Below are 16309 nucleotides of genomic sequence, written 5' to 3'. Positions count from 1 at the left end.
GGCCCTGACTTCACCGAATAATCGGGATCAACCACTAGAGCAGTGGCGCCACCACCGGTTCCTTGCGCGGCCACGCATCCAGCACTGCCTTGAACAGGGTCGCCAGCGGGATCGCAAAGAACACGCCCCAAAATCCCCACAACCCGCCAAACAACAGCACCGCACAGATGATTGCCACCGGGTGCAAATTGACCGCCTCCGAGAACAACAGCGGCACCAGCACATTGCCATCCAGTGTCTGAATGATCCCGTAGACCGCCATCAGATAAATGAACTGATCGCTCCAGCCCCACTGGAACAGCGCAATCAGCAGCACCGGCACGGTCACCACCACCGCGCCCACATACGGCACCACCACCGACACACCGACCAGCAACGCCAGCAGCGCCGCATAGTTGAGTCCGAGGGCGACAAACGCGATGTAGGTCACGCCGCCGCAAATCACGATTTCGATGACCTTGCCGCGAATATAGTTGGCGATCTGCCGGTTCATCTCCTGCGCAACCCGAGTGATCAGCGCGCGCTCACGCGGCAAGTAGCCACGCACCCACTCGCCGATCATGACCCGGTCCTTGAGGAAGAAGAACACCAGAATCGGCACCAGCACCAGGTAGATCATGATGTTCACCAGCAGCGGCAGACTCGACAGCGAGAACGTCAGCGCCCACTGGCCGAACTTGCCGATCTCGCCACGCGCCGCCTCGATCGCCTGCAACACTTGCTCATCGGACACCAGGTGCGGATAGCGTTCCGGCAGCAGCAACAGCAGCGACTGCCATTTGGCGAGCATGCCCGGCAACTCATTGAACAGGGTGATCAACTGATGCCAGAGCAACGGCAACACCACAAGGATAAACAGCATCAGCACGCCCATGAACAGCGCAAACACCAATCCTACCGCCACACCACCCGGCACGCGCAGACGCTCGATCGTGACCACCAGGCCCTGCATGAGATACGCCAGCACCATCCCCGCCAACACCGGCGCGAGCATGCCGCCGAGGGTGAGCACGGCCGTGAAGGCGAGAACCAGCAGCACCGCCAGCACCACCGCTTCCTCATCGGAGAAATAGCGCTGAATCCAGTCGCGTAACACTTTGAACATCAATAATCCTTAGATTGTAACGCTGTCGATTTCAGGCCTTTTTCAACCAGTAACGGTAAACACCTGCTTCGTCTTCTTCGCGCAGCAGCGTATGACCGGCCAATTTGGCAAAGGTGCGAAAGTCGCGTTGCGAGCCCGCATCGGTGGCGATCACCTTGAGGACGGCGCCACTCTGAAGCTTGTTCAGCTCCATTTTCGCCTTGAGCAACGGCAACGGACAATTCAGGCCACTGGCGTCCAGTTCCACGTCATGGGCTACAGCGTCAGTCATTGCGTCACTCCGGTTCAGGTCTTCGAGCTGCCTAGAATATCTGGTCGCAGCTTCGGTGTCCGGCTACAGTAAGGTCTTTGTCTTCTAAGGCTTTGTGCATGACTTTTCTGCGCCCTACCCTGCTGACGCTCGCTTGCCTGCTCGCCTCACCAGGCTTTGCCGACGATCTGCCGTCACTCGGCGACGCCAGTTCTGCCATTGTCTCGCCGCAACAGGAATACCAGCTTGGCCGCGCTTGGCTGGCGATGTTGCGCAGCCAGGTTTCACAGCTCAACGATCCGCAGCTCAAGGACTACGTCGAGTCCAGCGTCTATAAGCTGGTGGAGACCAGTCAAGTCACTGACCGACGTCTTGAATTCATTCTGATCAACAGCCCGCAGCTCAACGCCTTTGCGGCGCCGGGCGGCGTGGTCGGGGTCAACGGCGGTTTGTTCCTCAATGCGCAGACCGAAGGTGAATACGCTTCGGTACTGGCGCACGAACTGGCGCACTTGTCGCAACGCCACTTTGCGCGTGGCGTCGAGGCATCGCAACGAATGCAGGTGCCGATGATGGCCGCGCTGCTGGCCGGGATCGTCATCGCCGCAGCCGGTGGCGGTGACGCTGGTATTGCGACCATCGCCGGTACGCAGGCAGCGGCGATTCAGTCGCAACGTACCTTCTCCCGGCAGAACGAACAGGAAGCCGACCGCATCGGCATTCTCAATCTGGAGAAGGCCGGGTATGACCCGCGCTCGATGCCGACCATGTTCGAACGCCTGATGCGTCAATACCGTTTCGACGCCAAGCCACCGGAATTCCTGCTGACTCACCCGGTGACCGAATCGCGTATTGCCGACACCCGCAACCGTGCCGAACAGGCCAAACCGGGCGGCATTGAAGACTCCAAGCGCTATCAATTGATCCGCGCGCGCGTGCAGTTGATCTACGAAGAAACCCCGGGTCTGGGCGCCAAGCGTTTCCGTGCGCAGCTGGATGAAAACCCGAAGAACGATGTGGCGCGCTACGGTCTGGCGATTGCGCAGATCAAGGGTGGCCAGTTGAATGAAGCGCGCGAGAATCTCAAGCAATTGCTGGCGACATCGCCGAACGAAATCATCTACAACCTCGCCCAAGTCGATCTGGACATCACCAATAATCGTTTGCCGGATGCACAGTCCCGTGTGGACCGGATGCTTACACAATATCCGGGCAACTATCCGCTGAATCAGGTTCGAGTGGATCTGCTGCTGAAACAGAATCGCGCGCCGGATGCCGAGAAGGCGCTGGAAGCATTACTCAAATCCCGCCCGGATGATCCGGATGTCTGGTATCAGGTCGCCGAAACCCGTGGCTTGTCGGGGAACATCATTGGCCTGCACCAGGCGCGGGCCGAGTATTTCGCGCTGGTTGGCGATTATCGCCAGGCGATCCAGCAACTCGATTTTGCCAAGCGCAAGGCGGGCAGCAACTTCCCGCTGTCTTCACGCATCGATGCCCGCCAGCGTGAGCTGATGGAACAGGAGCGGATGGTCAAGGACATGATGGGCTAAGCCTCCTGCCGTCCAGACAAAAGCTTCAGGCATAAAAAAACCGCCTCTTTCGAGGCGGTTTCTTTTTTACCTTAGCGCTGGATTATTCAGCCAGTTTGAAGGTGATGAAGCTGGCACGACCTTGACGCAGAACGCGCATCGACACCGAACGGTTCTTCGGCAGTGCCTTGGCGATCTCGCCGAACTCCTTGGTGGAGCCGATGGCTTGGTTGTTCAGGTGCGTGATCACGTCACCTGGCTGCAGACCAATCAGCGCCGCAGGACCGTCCTGCACTTCCTTGATCACCACACCACCTTTGAGGTCGTAGGTTTTCTTCTGCTCGGCGGTCAGCTCGCCCACCGACACACCGAGGCGGTTGCTGGTGCTTTCAGTGCCGGACTTCGGCAGTGCATCCAGTTCTTTGTCTTCGTCAGGGATCGCGCCAACGGTCAGCTCGACATTCTTGCGCTTGCCTTCACGAATCACTTCCAGATTGGCTTTGGCGCCAGCTTTCAGTGCGCCGACCAGATGCGGCAGATCAGCAGACATGACGATCGGCTGACCGTTCATGCTCAGGATCACGTCGCCGACTTGCAGGCCGCCCTTGGCTGCCGGGCCGTCATCCTGAATCTGGGCAACCAGCGCGCCGGCCGGTTTATCCAGACCGAACGACTCGGCCAGATCCTTGTTCACTTCCTGGATGACCACGCCCAGCCAGCCGCGACTGACTTTGCCACCGCTCTTCAGCTGATTGGACACATCCATCGCCACGTCGATCGGGATCGCGAACGACACGCCCATGAAACCACCCGAACGGGTGTAGATCTGCGAGTTGATGCCGACCACTTCACCGTTCAGGTTGAACAGCGGACCACCGGAGTTGCCTGGGTTGATCGGCACGTCGGTCTGAATGAACGGCACGTAGTTTTCGTTCGGCAGGCTGCGGCCAACGGCGCTGACGATGCCTTGAGTCACGGTATGGTCGAAGCCAAACGGCGAACCGATTGCCACGACCCACTGACCGGCTTTCAAGTCCTGGGATTTGCCGAGTTTGAGCACCGGCAGATCCTTGCCTTCGATTTTCAGCAAGGCCACGTCGGAGCGTGGATCGGTGCCGATCAGCTTGGCTTTCATTTCACTGCGGTCGGCGAGGCGGACGAGGATCTCGTCGGCATCGGCGATTACGTGGTTATTGGTCAGGATGTAGCCATCCGGGGAGATAATGAAGCCCGAACCCAGCGACTGCGCTTCACGCTGACGACCACCACCACCCGGCGAACGCTGCTGAGGCGGCATGCCGCGCTCGAAGAACTCGCGCAGCATCGGCGGCAGGCCTTCCAGATCAGGCATCTGCTGGTTCACTTTGCGATCCGGCAGTTTCTGCGTGGTACTGATGTTCACCACGGCTGGCGAAGCTTGTTCGACCAATTGGGTGAAGTCAGGCAGATCGGCCGCTTGCGCCGCAGGCACCGCCTGACCGAGCAACAGCACAGTGGCGAAAATGGAGAGATAGGATTTCAAACTTGGTATCGACATACAGCTCCCGTTACGACGAGCAGGGTTAAGCGATATGGAGCAAGGAACGCCGGAAACCACCGACCGGCATTTTTGTTCCGGCAACAACAAACAAGGCCAGAGCCGTGAGGCTCTGACCTATAAAAAATTTTCGGGGTATTTGCAAATGAAAATGCTCAGCAAACATTTCATCTACGTCTCGATGAAGACGTGGTAATGACTGAAATCAGCTCACTGCTTACTGGTTGCAGTGCCATCGGTATTTCGCATCGACAGAGCAATTCGTTCGGCAGTGCCAATTGGAATTTCACCAACCACGGTGACCATCATCTCGCCTTCAGGCGTTGTCAGGCGACGTGAAACGGCAACGGTTGGACCCAGTTGCGTGCGGGTGTCAGTGACGGTTGCGCCGTTCAAAGGCTCAAGGAAAACCGAAAAACGTGCCAAGCCGTCGTCGTACAGCAAACTGTTGACCTGAGTCTTGGTTTCCGGGTCCTTGTGCGAGGTGCTGCTGGTCAGTTCAAAACCCGGCGGCAGCCAGTCCGAATGCCAGACCTGAGCGGTCTTGACCGCCGAAGCCTTGTCGCTGTCGAGCGTTATCGCTTTACAGTCGGCATCAGCCTGCAAATCTTTGTCCGACGGGACTTCGTCAGTATCGAGACTGGTGAACTGGAAGCGTTCGAGCAACTGCCCCTTGTCGTTCAGCAGCAACGACTTCAGCGGCAAACCCGTTTTCTTGTCCAGATGCAATTCAAAACCGTAACGATGCTGATCGCGAGGCGTCAGCGATACAATCACTGCGTCTCGCCCAGCCACGCGCGATTTGCCGATGACGGCAAGGTCATACCAGTTTTTCAGCTTTTGCGGATCGAGAGGACGAGCGGCTGAGTTGGGGGAATCCCCCAGACCGGCAATCAGGGTGCCGCTGACGCATTGAGTGTGTCCATCAATGCGCACGACTTCCTGCGCCGAACCGTCGAGCTGGAGTAAACGCTCGCGAACCTGGCCATTCTGGACGCGATGCCAGATGTTATGGGTAGAAAAGCTACCGTTACGCTCGTATACGAAAGTGCCGTGAAAGCTTTGCTGCTGCTCGGCCTGGCCCAGACGGGTCAACCAGTCCTGGGCCTCATCAGCGTGGGCTGGAACTATGAACCAGCCACTGAGCAGAAGCGAAAGTAGAGGTATGGCGCGCATGATCCTCCTTAACGGTTTTCCAGACTTGCTGCACGTGCGTATGGCAACGCGCTTTCAGTGCCTTTCAGTGCGGCCTGTTGTGCGTGCTGACGCAGGTAGCCTGGCAGACGCTGATCATGCCAGCCTGGCTGACCTTGCAGTACGCCGTTGGCCATAGGGCCAGTGGCTTCCGAACTTTCACTATAGCCTGCCAGAACAGCCGGACCTTTGACCTGTGGGGTGGCCAGGGTTGGCTGATTGGATTGCTGAGCCAGTTCGACACCAGCGATTTCGTCCTGGTTGTACAGACGAACACCGGCCAGAACGGCAACAGTCACCGAGGCTGCAACAGCCAGACGGCCAAGATTGCGCCATGGGCTGCGAGATACTTTGGCCGGAGCCGTTTCGTCTTCCAGTGCAGCAGACACTGCCGCAGCGATATCCAGACGTGGAAGCAGCAGATCCTTGTGCATGGCTGCCCGAGCGATCTGGTAACGAGCCCAGGTCTCACGGGTATCCACATCATCCAGTGCATTGAGCACTCGACGCAATTCCAGTTCGTCCGCTTCGTTATCCATCACTGCGGACAGCGATTCCTGCAGGGCTTCACGACTCATGGCGTTCCTCTCTTGGCTGTCGCCGCTGTCTCAGTTTTCCTGCAACAACGGCTGCAGGGCTTTATCGATGGCCTCCCGGGCGCGGAAAATCCGGGAGCGCACGGTACCCACCGGACATTGCATGACGCTCGCAATGTCCTCGTAACTCAGACCATCGAATTCACGTAAAGTTAACGCCGTACGCAAATCCTCTGGCAGTTGCTGAATGGTTCGATGGACAGTGCCTTCGATCTCATCCCGCAGCAGTGCACGTTCTGGTGACTCGAGATCCTTGAGGCCATGATCGCCATCGTAGAACTCTGCATCTTCGGAACTTACATCGCTATCCGGCGGCCGGCGGCCGCGTGAAACCAGGTAATTCTTTGCCGTGTTAATGGCAATACGGTACAGCCACGTATAAAACGCACTGTCGCCGCGAAAGTTTCCAAGTGCTCGATACGCCTTGATAAAGGCTTCCTGAGCCACGTCCTGGGCTTCATGGGTGTCGTGCACAAAACGCACGATCAACCCGAGAATCTTGTGCTGATACTTCAGCACCAACAGATCGAAAGCTCGCTTGTCGCCGCGTTGAACGCGCTCGACCAGCTGCTGATCCTCTTCCTGGGTTAGCATGAACACTCCTCGATAAGCCCGAAGGAGACTTGCATAACTAAACGACCAGACTTGCAAACATAGACTCGGGCTTTTCGCAAAAGTTCTCCCCCTCCAGGCAAGTTTCCTGCGGGCTCTGATTTGGCACGCACGAAAAGCGCAGCTCGGGATAAACCGGCTGCGCGAATAATCTTGTCATCGGTTTCGCCGGCAGGAATCCAACCGCAGATTCCGCACTGAAGCCGACACTGTCCCTTATCTCTGGCACCGACTATTGATCTTGGGCCTTTGGCAAAAGTTCCAATTATTTATAGCCTTCACCACCTGACATTGGGCGACCCTGTGCAGAAAAAGGCTGTTTCAGCACCGATACAGTCGTCTTTTCCCCAAACGGGTGAGAAAAACTTCCGACGAAGCACACGGTTTTTTCGGTCACAGTAGTTTCACAATGCCATATCGGCCCGGCTATTGTGCCGCTCCCCCCTCTATATACTAGTGGGCTGTGTGGCTGTCTTGACTCGCCGATCCGGCAGTCCTGCACCACCCCCGACCCGGGTCGCTTTGAGCGGAATCCTGTAATGAGCCAACAATTCCAACATGATGTTCTGGTCATTGGCAGCGGTGCTGCCGGTTTGAGTCTCGCGCTGACCCTGCCGGGTCACTTGCGCATTGCCGTATTGAGCAAAGGCGATCTCGCCAACGGATCCACCTATTGGGCCCAGGGCGGCGTCGCAGCTGTGCTGGATGACACCGACACTGTCGAATCCCACGTCGACGACACCCTGAACGCCGGCGGCGGTCTGTGCCACGAAGACGCAGTGCGTTTCACCGTCGAGCACAGCCGAGAGGCCATCCAGTGGCTGATCGACCAAGGCGTGCCCTTCACCCGCGACGATCAGTCCGGCACTGAAGACGGCGGATTCGAATTTCACCTGACCCGCGAAGGTGGCCACAGTCACCGCCGCATCATCCATGCGGCCGATGCCACCGGCGCTGCCATCTTCAAAACCCTCCTGGCCCAGGCCAAAGAGCGTTCGAATATCGAACTGCTGGAGCAGCGGGTCGCCGTCGACCTGATCACCGAACGACGCCTGGGCATGGAAGGCGAACGCTGCCTCGGCGCCTACGTACTCAACCGCAAGTCTGGCGAAGTCGACACCTACGGTGCACGCTTCGTGATTCTGGCCTCGGGCGGTGCTGCCAAGGTCTATCTCTATACCAGTAACCCCGACGGCGCCTGCGGTGACGGCATCGCCATGGCCTGGCGTTCGGGTTGCCGGGTGGCGAACCTGGAGTTCAACCAGTTCCACCCGACCTGCCTGTATCACCCGCAGGCCAAGAGTTTTCTGATCACCGAAGCCCTGCGCGGCGAAGGCGCCCATTTGAAGCTGCCCAATGGCGAACGCTTCATGTCCCGCTTCGACAAGCGCGCCGAGCTGGCACCGCGTGACATCGTCGCCCGGGCCATCGACCATGAAATGAAGCGTTTGGGCGTTGACTGCGTGTATCTCGACATCAGCCACAAACCCGAAGCGTTCATTAAAAGTCACTTCCCGACTGTTTATGAGCGCTGCCTGGGATTCGGCATCGACATCACCAAACAGCCGATCCCGGTCGTCCCGGCCGCGCATTACACCTGTGGCGGCGTGATGGTCGATCAGAACGGTCGCACCGATGTGCCGGGGCTGTATGCCATCGGCGAAACCAGCTTCACCGGCCTGCATGGCGCCAACCGCATGGCCAGTAATTCGCTGCTGGAATGTTTCGTCTATGCCCGTTCGGCGGCGGCGGACATTCTCGCGCAACTGGACGATGTCGCCGCGCCAAGCGCCCTGCCCGTCTGGGATGCCAGCCAGGTCACCGACTCCGACGAGGACGTGATCATCGCGCACAACTGGGATGAACTGCGGCGGTTCATGTGGGACTACGTCGGCATCGTGCGCACCAACAAGCGCCTGCAACGGGCGCAGCACCGTGTGCGCCTGCTGCTGGACGAAATCGACGAGTTCTACAGCAACTATAAGGTCAGTCGCGATCTGATCGAACTGCGCAACCTGGCACAAGTCGCCGAACTGATGATTTGCTCAGCCATGGAGCGCAAGGAAAGTCGCGGCCTGCATTACACCCTCGACTATCCCGACCTGTTGCCTGAGGCACTCGACACTATTCTGGTGCCGCCCACCTACGCCGGCTGAACTTGAGCCGCACTCGCAGGCGCCGGTGCAGATCCGCCGCCTGCGAGTCCCGTGGCACACAGATTGATCTGACCCGCCATTCCCCACGCAGACGAAAACGCAACACCACGATCAACGGCAGCGCCAGGCTGTCCGGCCTCAACTGCACGGCTTGCCAGCCATCCGCCTGATTCCATAACTGCCAGCCATCGGCGTCCCGGCGCAATCCGCGAAACGCCTGAGGGTGATTTAGCAGAATCTGCCGAGGCAACACCCAATATCCATGAAGCAGACAGCCAAAAGCCCCGAGCAAACTTGCCCAGAGTGGAATAGAAAGCAGGAACAACGAACCCAGTGCGAACGCCTGGGCCAACAGATACGCCGCCAGCAACTGCCGTGAGGCATGCCAGCGGCATTCGAACGTGTTACTTGGGCTGGACACGGTCCAGGATCATGCGAACCATGCGCTGCAGCTCCGGATCTTCAGACTCGCTGCGCTCCATGAACCAACCGAACATGTCCTGATCCTCACACGTCAACAGACGGACATACAGATCGCGATCCACCTGATTCAGGTCTGCATAGACCTCCTTCACGAACGGCACCAGCAACACGTCAAGCTCAAGCATGCCGCGACGGCTGTGCCAAAAGAGGCGATTCAGTTCAACTTGTTCGACCATGGAGCCCTCCTCAAATTTGGCGGCAAGTATACAGCGCCGAGGCGGGTCGCACAGTCGGCTTTGGTCGGGCACCACCGATCCTTTATCAACTACCCATTTCACCAACGCGCCCTTATGATGTGCCCCAGTCTATTTACCCTGCGAAGACCCATGGCCGATTCTGCTTTTTTCTGCACCCTGTCTCATGAAGGCGTTCTCGCGGTTCGCGGCGCGGATGCCGGAAAATTCCTGCAAGGCCAGTTGACCTGCAATCTCAATTACCTGAGCGACAGCCGCGCCAGCCTCGGTGCTCGTTGCACACAGAAAGGCCGGATGCAGTCGAGCTTCCGCATTCTGCTCGAAGGTGACGGCGTGGTCCTGGCGATGGCCAGCGAGCTGCTGGAGCCGCAACTGGCGGACCTGAAAAAGTACGCGGTGTTCTCCAAATCGAAACTGACCGACGAAAGCGCCGCCTGGGTACGCTTCGGCCTGGAGCACGGCGACAATGCCTTGATCGGTCTTGGTCTGGACCTGCCGGCGGAAACCGACAGCGTTGTGCGTCACGATGGCCTGATCGCGATTCGCGTCTCGCCCGACCGCGCCGAACTCTGGGCACCGGCCGATCAGGCTGACGCGATCAAAGCCAAATTGTCCGAAGCCCTGCCTGAAGCCGAACTGAATCAATGGCTGCTGGGCCAGATCCGCGCCGGTATCGGTCAGGTCATGCCAAGCACTCGCGAGCTGTTCATCCCGCAGATGCTCAACCTGCAGGCCGTCGGCGGCGTGAGTTTCAAAAAAGGCTGCTACACCGGCCAGGAAATCGTCGCGCGCATGCAGTACCTGGGCAAACTCAAGCGTCGTCTGTACCGCTTGAGCCTGGACGCTGCTGATTTGCCGGAACCTGGCACACAACTGTTTGCGCCGAGCCACAACAGCGCCATCGGCGAAGTGGTGCTGGCCGCCAAGGCCGGACAAAACATTGAACTCCTGGCGGTGCTGCAGGCCGAAGCTGCCGAAGCCGGTGATTTGCATCTGGGCACCCTCGAAGGTCCCGCGCTGCATCTGCTCGACCTGCCCTACGAACTGGATCGCGACCGCGAAATCCAGCGCTGATCGCAGCATTTGTTGCAACACCCTAGAGAGTTTAAATGAGCGAACTGGCGGAAAAAGTCCAACAGGATTTGGTTGCGGCCATCGATAACGATGACCTGGTTCTGCCCACGTTGCCGGAAGTGGCCCTGCAGATTCGCAAGGCCGCTGAAGACCCGGAAATCAGCGTCAGCGACCTGAGCAAAGTGATCGGCCGTGACACGGCACTGTCGGCGCGCCTGATCAAAGTGGTCAACAGCCCGCTGCTGCGCGCCGCTCAGGAAGTCACCGACCTGCACACAGCCATCACCCGGTTGGGCATCAACTACAGCAGCAACCTGGCCATCGGCCTGGTGATGGAGCAGATCTTTCACGCCCGCTCGGAAGTGGTCGAACAGAAGATGCGCGAAGTCTGGCGCAAGAGCCTGGAAATTGCCGGGGTCAGTTACGCGTTGTGCCGCCGCTACACGCAACTCAAGCCCGATCAGGCAGCCCTTGGCGGGCTGGTGCATCAGATCGGGGTACTGCCGATTCTGACTTACGCCGAAGATCACTATGAGCTGCTGTCGGATCCGGTCAGCCTCAACCATGTGATCGACCATATTCACCCGTTGCTCGGCGACAAGTTGCTGCGCGTGTGGGAGTTTCCGGAACGATTGGTGGAGTTGCCGGGGCGCTATCAGGACTTCAAGCGCGACTCGACTGCTATTGACTATGTCGATCTGGTGCAGGTGGCGAGCCTGTATTGCCACAAGGGCACTGACCACCCGTTTGCGCGGATTGATCCACTGAGCGTGCCGGCGTTCAGAAAGCTTGGGATTGATCCGGAAAACAAAGCGCTGTGTGAAGATCTGGAAGAGTCGCGGACGATGTTTTATTGATCCGGAACCGAGGCGCGACCTTCGCGAGCAAGCTCGCTCCCACATTGGAGTGCATTCCAGAGTGGGAGCGAGCTTGCTCGCGAAGGGGCCAGCAAACCACCACAATCAGCCGGCGATAAAACTGACCCGCACCTTCAACCCCGCCTGCTCGCCATCATGCAAGGTGATCTGCGCCAGATGCGCCCGGCAGATCTCGCCAACAATCGCCAGGCCCAAGCCTGAACCCGCCACCTGCTGATTGCGCCGATAGAAGCGCTCGAACACCCGATCGCGCTCTTCCAGCGGAATCCCCGGGCCGTCATCTTCAACCTCCAGCACCGCCGGCGCCGTCACCCGCAAAATCACGTTGCCGCCCGATGGCGTGTGCGCCAAAGCGTTGTCCACCAGATTGCTCAGCAACTCATTCAACAACGTCGGTTCACCGCGCAGCCACACCGGTTCGTCCGCCTCGAGCGCCAGGGCCACCCCGCGCTTGTGCGCCAGTGGCGCCATGGCCATGCCCAGTTCTCGGGCCAACTGACTCAGATCGAGCAACTGCGCGCCGCCCTCGGCAATCGCCCGGGCGCCGTTTTCGACCCGCGCCAGCGACAGCAACTGATTGGCCAGATGCGTCAGGCGATCTGTGCTTTGTGCGGAGGACTCCAGCGTCGAACGCCAGACCTCGGCATCATTGGAACGCAGGCCCAGCTCAAGCCGCGCCTTCAGCGCTGCCAAAGGCGTACGCAACTCATGGGCGGCATCGGCAATGAACTGCGCCTGTCGCTCAAACTGGCCACGCAAGCGCTCGGTGAAGTGGTTAAGCCCGCGCACCAGCGGCCACAGTTCATGTTGCACTTCAACCAATGGCAACGGGCGCAAGTCGTCGGGCTGACGCTCTTCCACCGCCGTGCGCAAGCGCTCCAATGGGCGCAGTGCCGCACTGACCGCGAACCAGACCAGCAACAACGCGCCAATCGCCAACATGCCCAAACGCAGCAAGGTATCGGCGGCCAGACTGCGCGCCATGCTCACCCGCGCTTCGTCGGTTTCGGCCACGCGGATTTCCGCCATGCCATTCATGTTCGGCTCCGTCACCGCCTTGAGCAGACTGACCACGCGCACGTTCTGACCGTTGTAGGTGGCGTTGTAGAAGCGCGCCAACGCGGGATAACTGTCCGTTCGCGGCGTCCCCGGTGGAGGGCCGGGGAGGTTTTCGTAGCCGGAAATCAGCTTCTGATGGATATCGTTGACCTGATAGTAAATCCGCCCGGCGCTGTCGTAAGCGAAGGTATCGAGTGCGACGTAGGGCACATCGGCGCTCAGTGTGCCGTCACGCTGCGACAGGCCCGCAGCGATGGTCCGCGCCGAGGCCAGCAACGTGCGGTCATACGCGGTGTCGGCGGCTTCGCGACCATTCCAGTACGCGCTCAAACCGCTGGCGAGCATCAGCACCACCAGCAGCAATGCGAGGTTCCACAGCAAACGCCAGCGCAGGCTGCTGGGCTTATGCATCGCGGCTTTCCAGCAGATAACCCAGACCACGGAACGTCACGATCGCCACCGGTTGGCCGTCGAGTTTCTTGCGCAAGCGGTGTACGTAGATTTCGATGGCATCGGGGCTGGCCTCTTCGTCGAGGCCGAACACCTGGGACGCCAGTTGCTCCTTGCTCATCACCCGCCCCGGCCGGGCGATCAGCGCTTCCAGCACCGCTTGTTCGCGGGACGTCAGCGTCAGCAACTCTTCGCCGAGGGTGAAGCGCCGGGTGTCGAGGTCGTAGGCCAGCACACCGCAGCGCTGCTGGCGTTCACCACCGAGGACACTGCGGCGCAGCAAGGCTTTGACGCGTGCTTCCAGCTCAGTCAGCTCGAAAGGCTTGGCGAGGTAATCGTCGGCGCCCAGATTGAGGCCATGGACGCGATCCTTCACATCGCTGCGCGCCGTCAGCATCAACACCGGCAGATTCTTGCCGCGTGCGCGCAAACGCGCGAGCACCTCGAAACCGTCCATGCGCGGCAGGCCGACATCGAGGATCGCTACGGCGTATTCCTCGCTGCCCAATGCCAGATCGGCAGCCACGCCATCGTGCAACACATCCACGGTCAGACCGGTGCTCTTGAGCGCCTGTGCAACGCTTTCGGCCAGTTGCAGATGGTCTTCGACGAGCAGAACACGCATGGATTTTTACCTCGTTCAGGAATGGCCAACGCCACGCTTTGCCGCGGAGTTTACAGCCGCAACCGCCGCTGTGAAGCCCGAAAACCTTGAAAGTCAGCTGAAAGGTTAGTGAAAGGTTAGCCGGTTAGAGTCGGCCCACGGACAGTTCGAACTGCCGTCGCTGATGCCACACAGCGTAAAGAAAAACGCCTCGAAGCGTTTTCGACCAATAAGAACAATAAACGGAGTACACCCGCATGCCGTCCATGCAGCCTCAGGCCTCCACGCCTGTCCGCCCTTCCCGTTTCAGCCACACCGCCCTTGCCAGTGCCGCCGCTCTTGCCGGTTTTTCGCCGTTGAGTTTTGCCGACTTCATTGACGACAGCAGCGCCACGTTCGAAACCCGCAACATGTATTTCAATCGCGACTTTCGCGATGGCAGCAGTGCTCAGCAGTCCAAGCGTGACGAATGGGCTCAGGGATTCATGCTCAATCTGCAATCGGGTTACACCGACGGCACCGTGGGGTTCGGTGTCGATGCGCTGGGCATGCTCGGGGTCAAACTTGATTCAAGCCCGGACCGCACCGGTACCGGCCTGCTGCCGACCCATGATGACGGGCGCGCGGCGGATGAATACTCCAAAGTCGGCCTGACCGGCAAAGTGAAAATTTCCGCCACCGAGCTGAAAATCGGCAGCCTGATTCCTGAACTGCCGATCCTCAAACCGAACGACGGGCGCATCCTGCCGCAGACCTTTGAAGGCGGCTTGCTGACCTCCAAAGAGATCAAGAACCTGACCTTCACCGGCGGCCGCCTGGAGAAAGCCAAGGATCGCGACAGCACCGATTTCGAGGACATCGCCCTCAACAACAAGAACAGCCGTTTTGCCGGCACCGCCGCTGGCAAGCACTTCGATTTTGGCGGCGTGGACTACAAGTTCACCGACAAGATCACCGGCAGTTACCACTTCGCCCAACTCGACGAAGTCTACAACCAGCACTTCTTCGGCCTCGTTGCCTCGCGACCTATGGGTCCCGGCACGTTTGCCACTGACCTGCGTTTCGCCGTCAGTGATGATCAGGGCGCAGCCCGTGGCGGCGAGATCGACAACCGCTCGCTCAACGGTCTGGTCAGCTATGCGCTGAGCGGCCACAAGTTCAGCGCCGGTTATCAGCACATGTCTGGCGACAGCGCCTTCCCTTATGTCGATGGCAGCGACCCGTACCTGGTCAACTTCGTGCAGATCAACGACTTCGCCGGAGCTGAAGAACGCTCCTGGCAGGCTCGCTACGACTTCGACTTCGCCAAACTCGGCATTCCAGGCCTGAGCTTCATGAGCCGCTACTTGAGCGGTGACAACATCAAGCTCAAAAACGGTGAAGAAGGCAAAGAGTGGGAACGCAACACCGAGATCAAATATGTAGTACAAAGCGGCGCCTTGAAGGATGTCGCCGTGCGTTTGCGTAATGCCACTTACCGCTCCAACTATTCGGCTCGCGATGCAGACGAAGTGCGTTTGCTGGTGAGCTATAGCGTTGCACTTTGGTAAATGCCCGTAAGTGAAAAACACGTCGAATAACAACAATGCCCGTGGAGAATCGAATGAACCTGTCACTGCGTAAAGTTGCACTGGCCGCCAGTTGCATCCTGTTTGCCGGCCAACTGATGGCCGAGCCGAAACGTCCGGAATGTATCGCCCCGGCCTCCCCCGGCGGTGGTTTCGACCTGACCTGCAAACTGGCGCAGAGCGCCTTGGTCAACCAGAAACTGCTGACCAAACCGATGCGCGTGACCTACATGCCCGGCGGTGTCGGCGCGGTGGCGTACAACGCCGTGGTCGCGCAACGTCCGGCGGATGCCGGCACGCTGGTGGCGTGGTCGAGCGGTTCGCTGTTGAACCTGGCTCAGGGCAAGTTCGGTCGCTTCGATGAGACCAACGTGCGCTGGCTGGCAGCGGTTGGCACCAGCTACGGCGCCATCGCGGTGAAGAGCGATTCGCCCTACAAGACCCTCGACGATCTCGTTCAGGCACTGAAGAAAGATCCAAGCTCCGTGGTGATCGGCTCCGGCGGCACCGTCGGCAGCCAGGACTGGATGCAAACTGCACTGATCGCCAAGGCTGCCGGGATCAACCCGCGTGACCTGCGTTATGTTGCGCTTGAAGGTGGCGGCGAAATCGCTACCGCCCTGCTCGGTGGTCACATCCAGGTCGGCAGCACCGACATCTCCGACTCCATGCCGCACATCCAGAGCGGTGACATGCGCCTGCTCGCGGTGTTCGCCGACAAACGTCTCGACGAGCCGGAGATGAAAGACATCCCGACCGCTCGCGAGCAAGGCTATGACATTGTCTGGCCAGTGGTACGCGGCTTCTACCTCGGGCCAAAAGTCAGCGATGAAGACTACGCCTGGTGGAAAGACGCGTTCGACAAACTGCTGGCCTCCGAGGATTTCGCCAAGCTGCGCGATCAGCGTGAACTGTTCCCGTTCGCCATGACCGGCCCGGAACTGGACACCTACGTGAAGAAGCAGGTGGCGGACTACAAAGTGCTGGCCAAAGAGTTCGGCCTGATCCAGTGATCGC

17 protein-coding genes are annotated in these 16309 nt (G+C 59.3%); 7 read left to right on the top strand and 10 right to left on the bottom strand.

Features of this window, described 5'->3' with window-relative positions:
- Positions 1-34: 34 nt before the first annotated feature.
- Both AB4O01_RS27505 and AB4O01_RS27500 read right to left on the bottom strand, forming a co-directional pair.
- A complete protein-coding gene (locus AB4O01_RS27505) occupies positions 35-1105 on the bottom strand; it encodes an AI-2E family transporter (protein ID WP_093438320.1) in 1071 nt (356 codons plus the stop codon).
- Between the two features lie 31 nt (positions 1106-1136).
- Positions 1137-1376 (bottom strand): sulfurtransferase TusA family protein, encoded by a 240-nt coding sequence (locus AB4O01_RS27500; RefSeq protein ID WP_007911399.1) that lies wholly within the window; start codon positions 1374-1376, stop codon positions 1137-1139.
- Between the two features lie 98 nt (positions 1377-1474).
- On the opposite strand from AB4O01_RS27500, the gene AB4O01_RS27495 reads away from it, so the two are divergent.
- Positions 1475-2908, top strand: coding sequence for a M48 family metalloprotease (locus tag AB4O01_RS27495; protein ID WP_034153149.1), 1434 nt, complete (start codon positions 1475-1477; stop codon positions 2906-2908).
- 82 nt (positions 2909-2990) lie between these two features.
- Here the strand turns inward: AB4O01_RS27495 and AB4O01_RS27490 are convergent, their stop codons facing one another.
- The gene (locus AB4O01_RS27490) at positions 2991-4424 is read right to left on the bottom strand and encodes a DegQ family serine endoprotease (RefSeq protein WP_034153148.1); all 1434 of its coding nucleotides are present in this window, start codon (positions 4422-4424) and stop codon (positions 2991-2993) included.
- Between the two features lie 34 nt (positions 4425-4458).
- On the opposite strand from AB4O01_RS27490, the gene AB4O01_RS27485 reads away from it, so the two are divergent.
- Positions 4459-4620: a hypothetical protein gene (locus AB4O01_RS27485; RefSeq protein ID WP_175559653.1), complete on the top strand. Its 162-nt coding sequence runs from the start codon at positions 4459-4461 to the stop codon at positions 4618-4620.
- A 14-nt stretch (positions 4621-4634) separates the two neighbouring features.
- Here AB4O01_RS27485 and AB4O01_RS27480 read toward each other — a convergent pair whose 3' ends face one another.
- Genes AB4O01_RS27480 through rpoE form a run of 3 tightly spaced genes read right to left on the bottom strand, consistent with a single transcriptional unit; the run spans position 4635 to position 6808 of the window.
- On the bottom strand, positions 4635-5600 hold the full coding sequence (locus AB4O01_RS27480) for a MucB/RseB C-terminal domain-containing protein (protein ID WP_093438329.1): 966 nt from the start codon (positions 5598-5600) through the stop codon (positions 4635-4637).
- A gap of 8 nt (positions 5601-5608) precedes the next feature.
- Positions 5609-6196: a sigma-E factor negative regulatory protein gene (locus tag AB4O01_RS27475; protein WP_034153146.1), complete on the bottom strand. Its 588-nt coding sequence runs from the start codon at positions 6194-6196 to the stop codon at positions 5609-5611.
- Positions 6197-6226: 30 nt separating this feature from the next.
- Positions 6227-6808: an RNA polymerase sigma factor RpoE gene (rpoE, locus tag AB4O01_RS27470; protein ID WP_003172477.1), complete on the bottom strand. Its 582-nt coding sequence runs from the start codon at positions 6806-6808 to the stop codon at positions 6227-6229.
- 557 nt (positions 6809-7365) lie between these two features.
- On the opposite strand from rpoE, the gene nadB reads away from it, so the two are divergent.
- A complete protein-coding gene (nadB, locus tag AB4O01_RS27465; protein WP_460090120.1) occupies positions 7366-8982 on the top strand; it encodes an L-aspartate oxidase in 1617 nt (538 codons plus the stop codon).
- Here the strand turns inward: nadB and AB4O01_RS27460 are convergent.
- Both AB4O01_RS27460 and AB4O01_RS27455 read right to left on the bottom strand, forming a co-directional pair.
- Positions 8951-9403, bottom strand: coding sequence for a protein YgfX (locus tag AB4O01_RS27460; RefSeq protein WP_093438367.1), 453 nt, complete (start codon positions 9401-9403; stop codon positions 8951-8953). The two genes, nadB and AB4O01_RS27460, sit on opposite strands and share 32 nt — an antisense overlap.
- Positions 9387-9641, bottom strand: coding sequence for an FAD assembly factor SdhE (locus AB4O01_RS27455; RefSeq protein ID WP_093438371.1), 255 nt, complete (start codon positions 9639-9641; stop codon positions 9387-9389). Before AB4O01_RS27455 ends, AB4O01_RS27460 begins: the two co-directional genes overlap by 17 nt.
- 150 nt (positions 9642-9791) lie before the next feature.
- Here AB4O01_RS27455 and ygfZ point away from each other — a divergent pair, with 150 nt between their 5' ends.
- Both ygfZ and AB4O01_RS27445 read left to right on the top strand, forming a co-directional pair.
- Positions 9792-10733 carry a CAF17-like 4Fe-4S cluster assembly/insertion protein YgfZ gene (gene ygfZ / locus AB4O01_RS27450; RefSeq protein ID WP_460090117.1) on the top strand — a complete coding sequence of 314 codons (942 nt, stop codon included), beginning with the start codon at positions 9792-9794 and terminating at the stop codon, positions 10731-10733.
- A 35-nt stretch (positions 10734-10768) separates the two neighbouring features.
- Positions 10769-11590 (top strand): HDOD domain-containing protein, encoded by an 822-nt coding sequence (locus tag AB4O01_RS27445; protein ID WP_093438380.1) that lies wholly within the window; start codon positions 10769-10771, stop codon positions 11588-11590.
- Positions 11591-11695: 105 nt separating this feature from the next.
- Here the strand turns inward: AB4O01_RS27445 and AB4O01_RS27440 are convergent, their stop codons facing one another.
- Both AB4O01_RS27440 and AB4O01_RS27435 read right to left on the bottom strand, forming a co-directional pair.
- Entirely contained in the window at positions 11696-13081 is a 1386-nt protein-coding gene (locus AB4O01_RS27440; RefSeq protein WP_093438385.1) for a sensor histidine kinase, read from the bottom strand.
- Positions 13074-13745, bottom strand: a complete 672-nt coding sequence (locus AB4O01_RS27435) for a response regulator (RefSeq protein ID WP_007911422.1) — start codon at positions 13743-13745, stop codon at positions 13074-13076. Before AB4O01_RS27435 ends, AB4O01_RS27440 begins: the two co-directional genes overlap by 8 nt.
- A gap of 236 nt (positions 13746-13981) precedes the next feature.
- On the opposite strand from AB4O01_RS27435, the gene AB4O01_RS27430 reads away from it, so the two are divergent.
- Positions 13982-15274 (top strand): OprD family porin, encoded by a 1293-nt coding sequence (locus tag AB4O01_RS27430; protein ID WP_460090116.1) that lies wholly within the window; start codon positions 13982-13984, stop codon positions 15272-15274.
- A gap of 53 nt (positions 15275-15327) precedes the next feature.
- Complete coding sequence (locus AB4O01_RS27425; protein ID WP_016984707.1) at positions 15328-16305, top strand: Bug family tripartite tricarboxylate transporter substrate binding protein; 978 nt, start codon at positions 15328-15330, stop codon at positions 16303-16305.
- Positions 16306-16309 lie beyond the last annotated feature (4 nt).

It is taken from the genome of Pseudomonas sp. S2_E02, assembly GCF_054668355.1.
The sequence above is the reverse complement of the archived record's forward strand: the minus strand, read 5'-3'. Positions and strand labels throughout refer to the sequence as shown.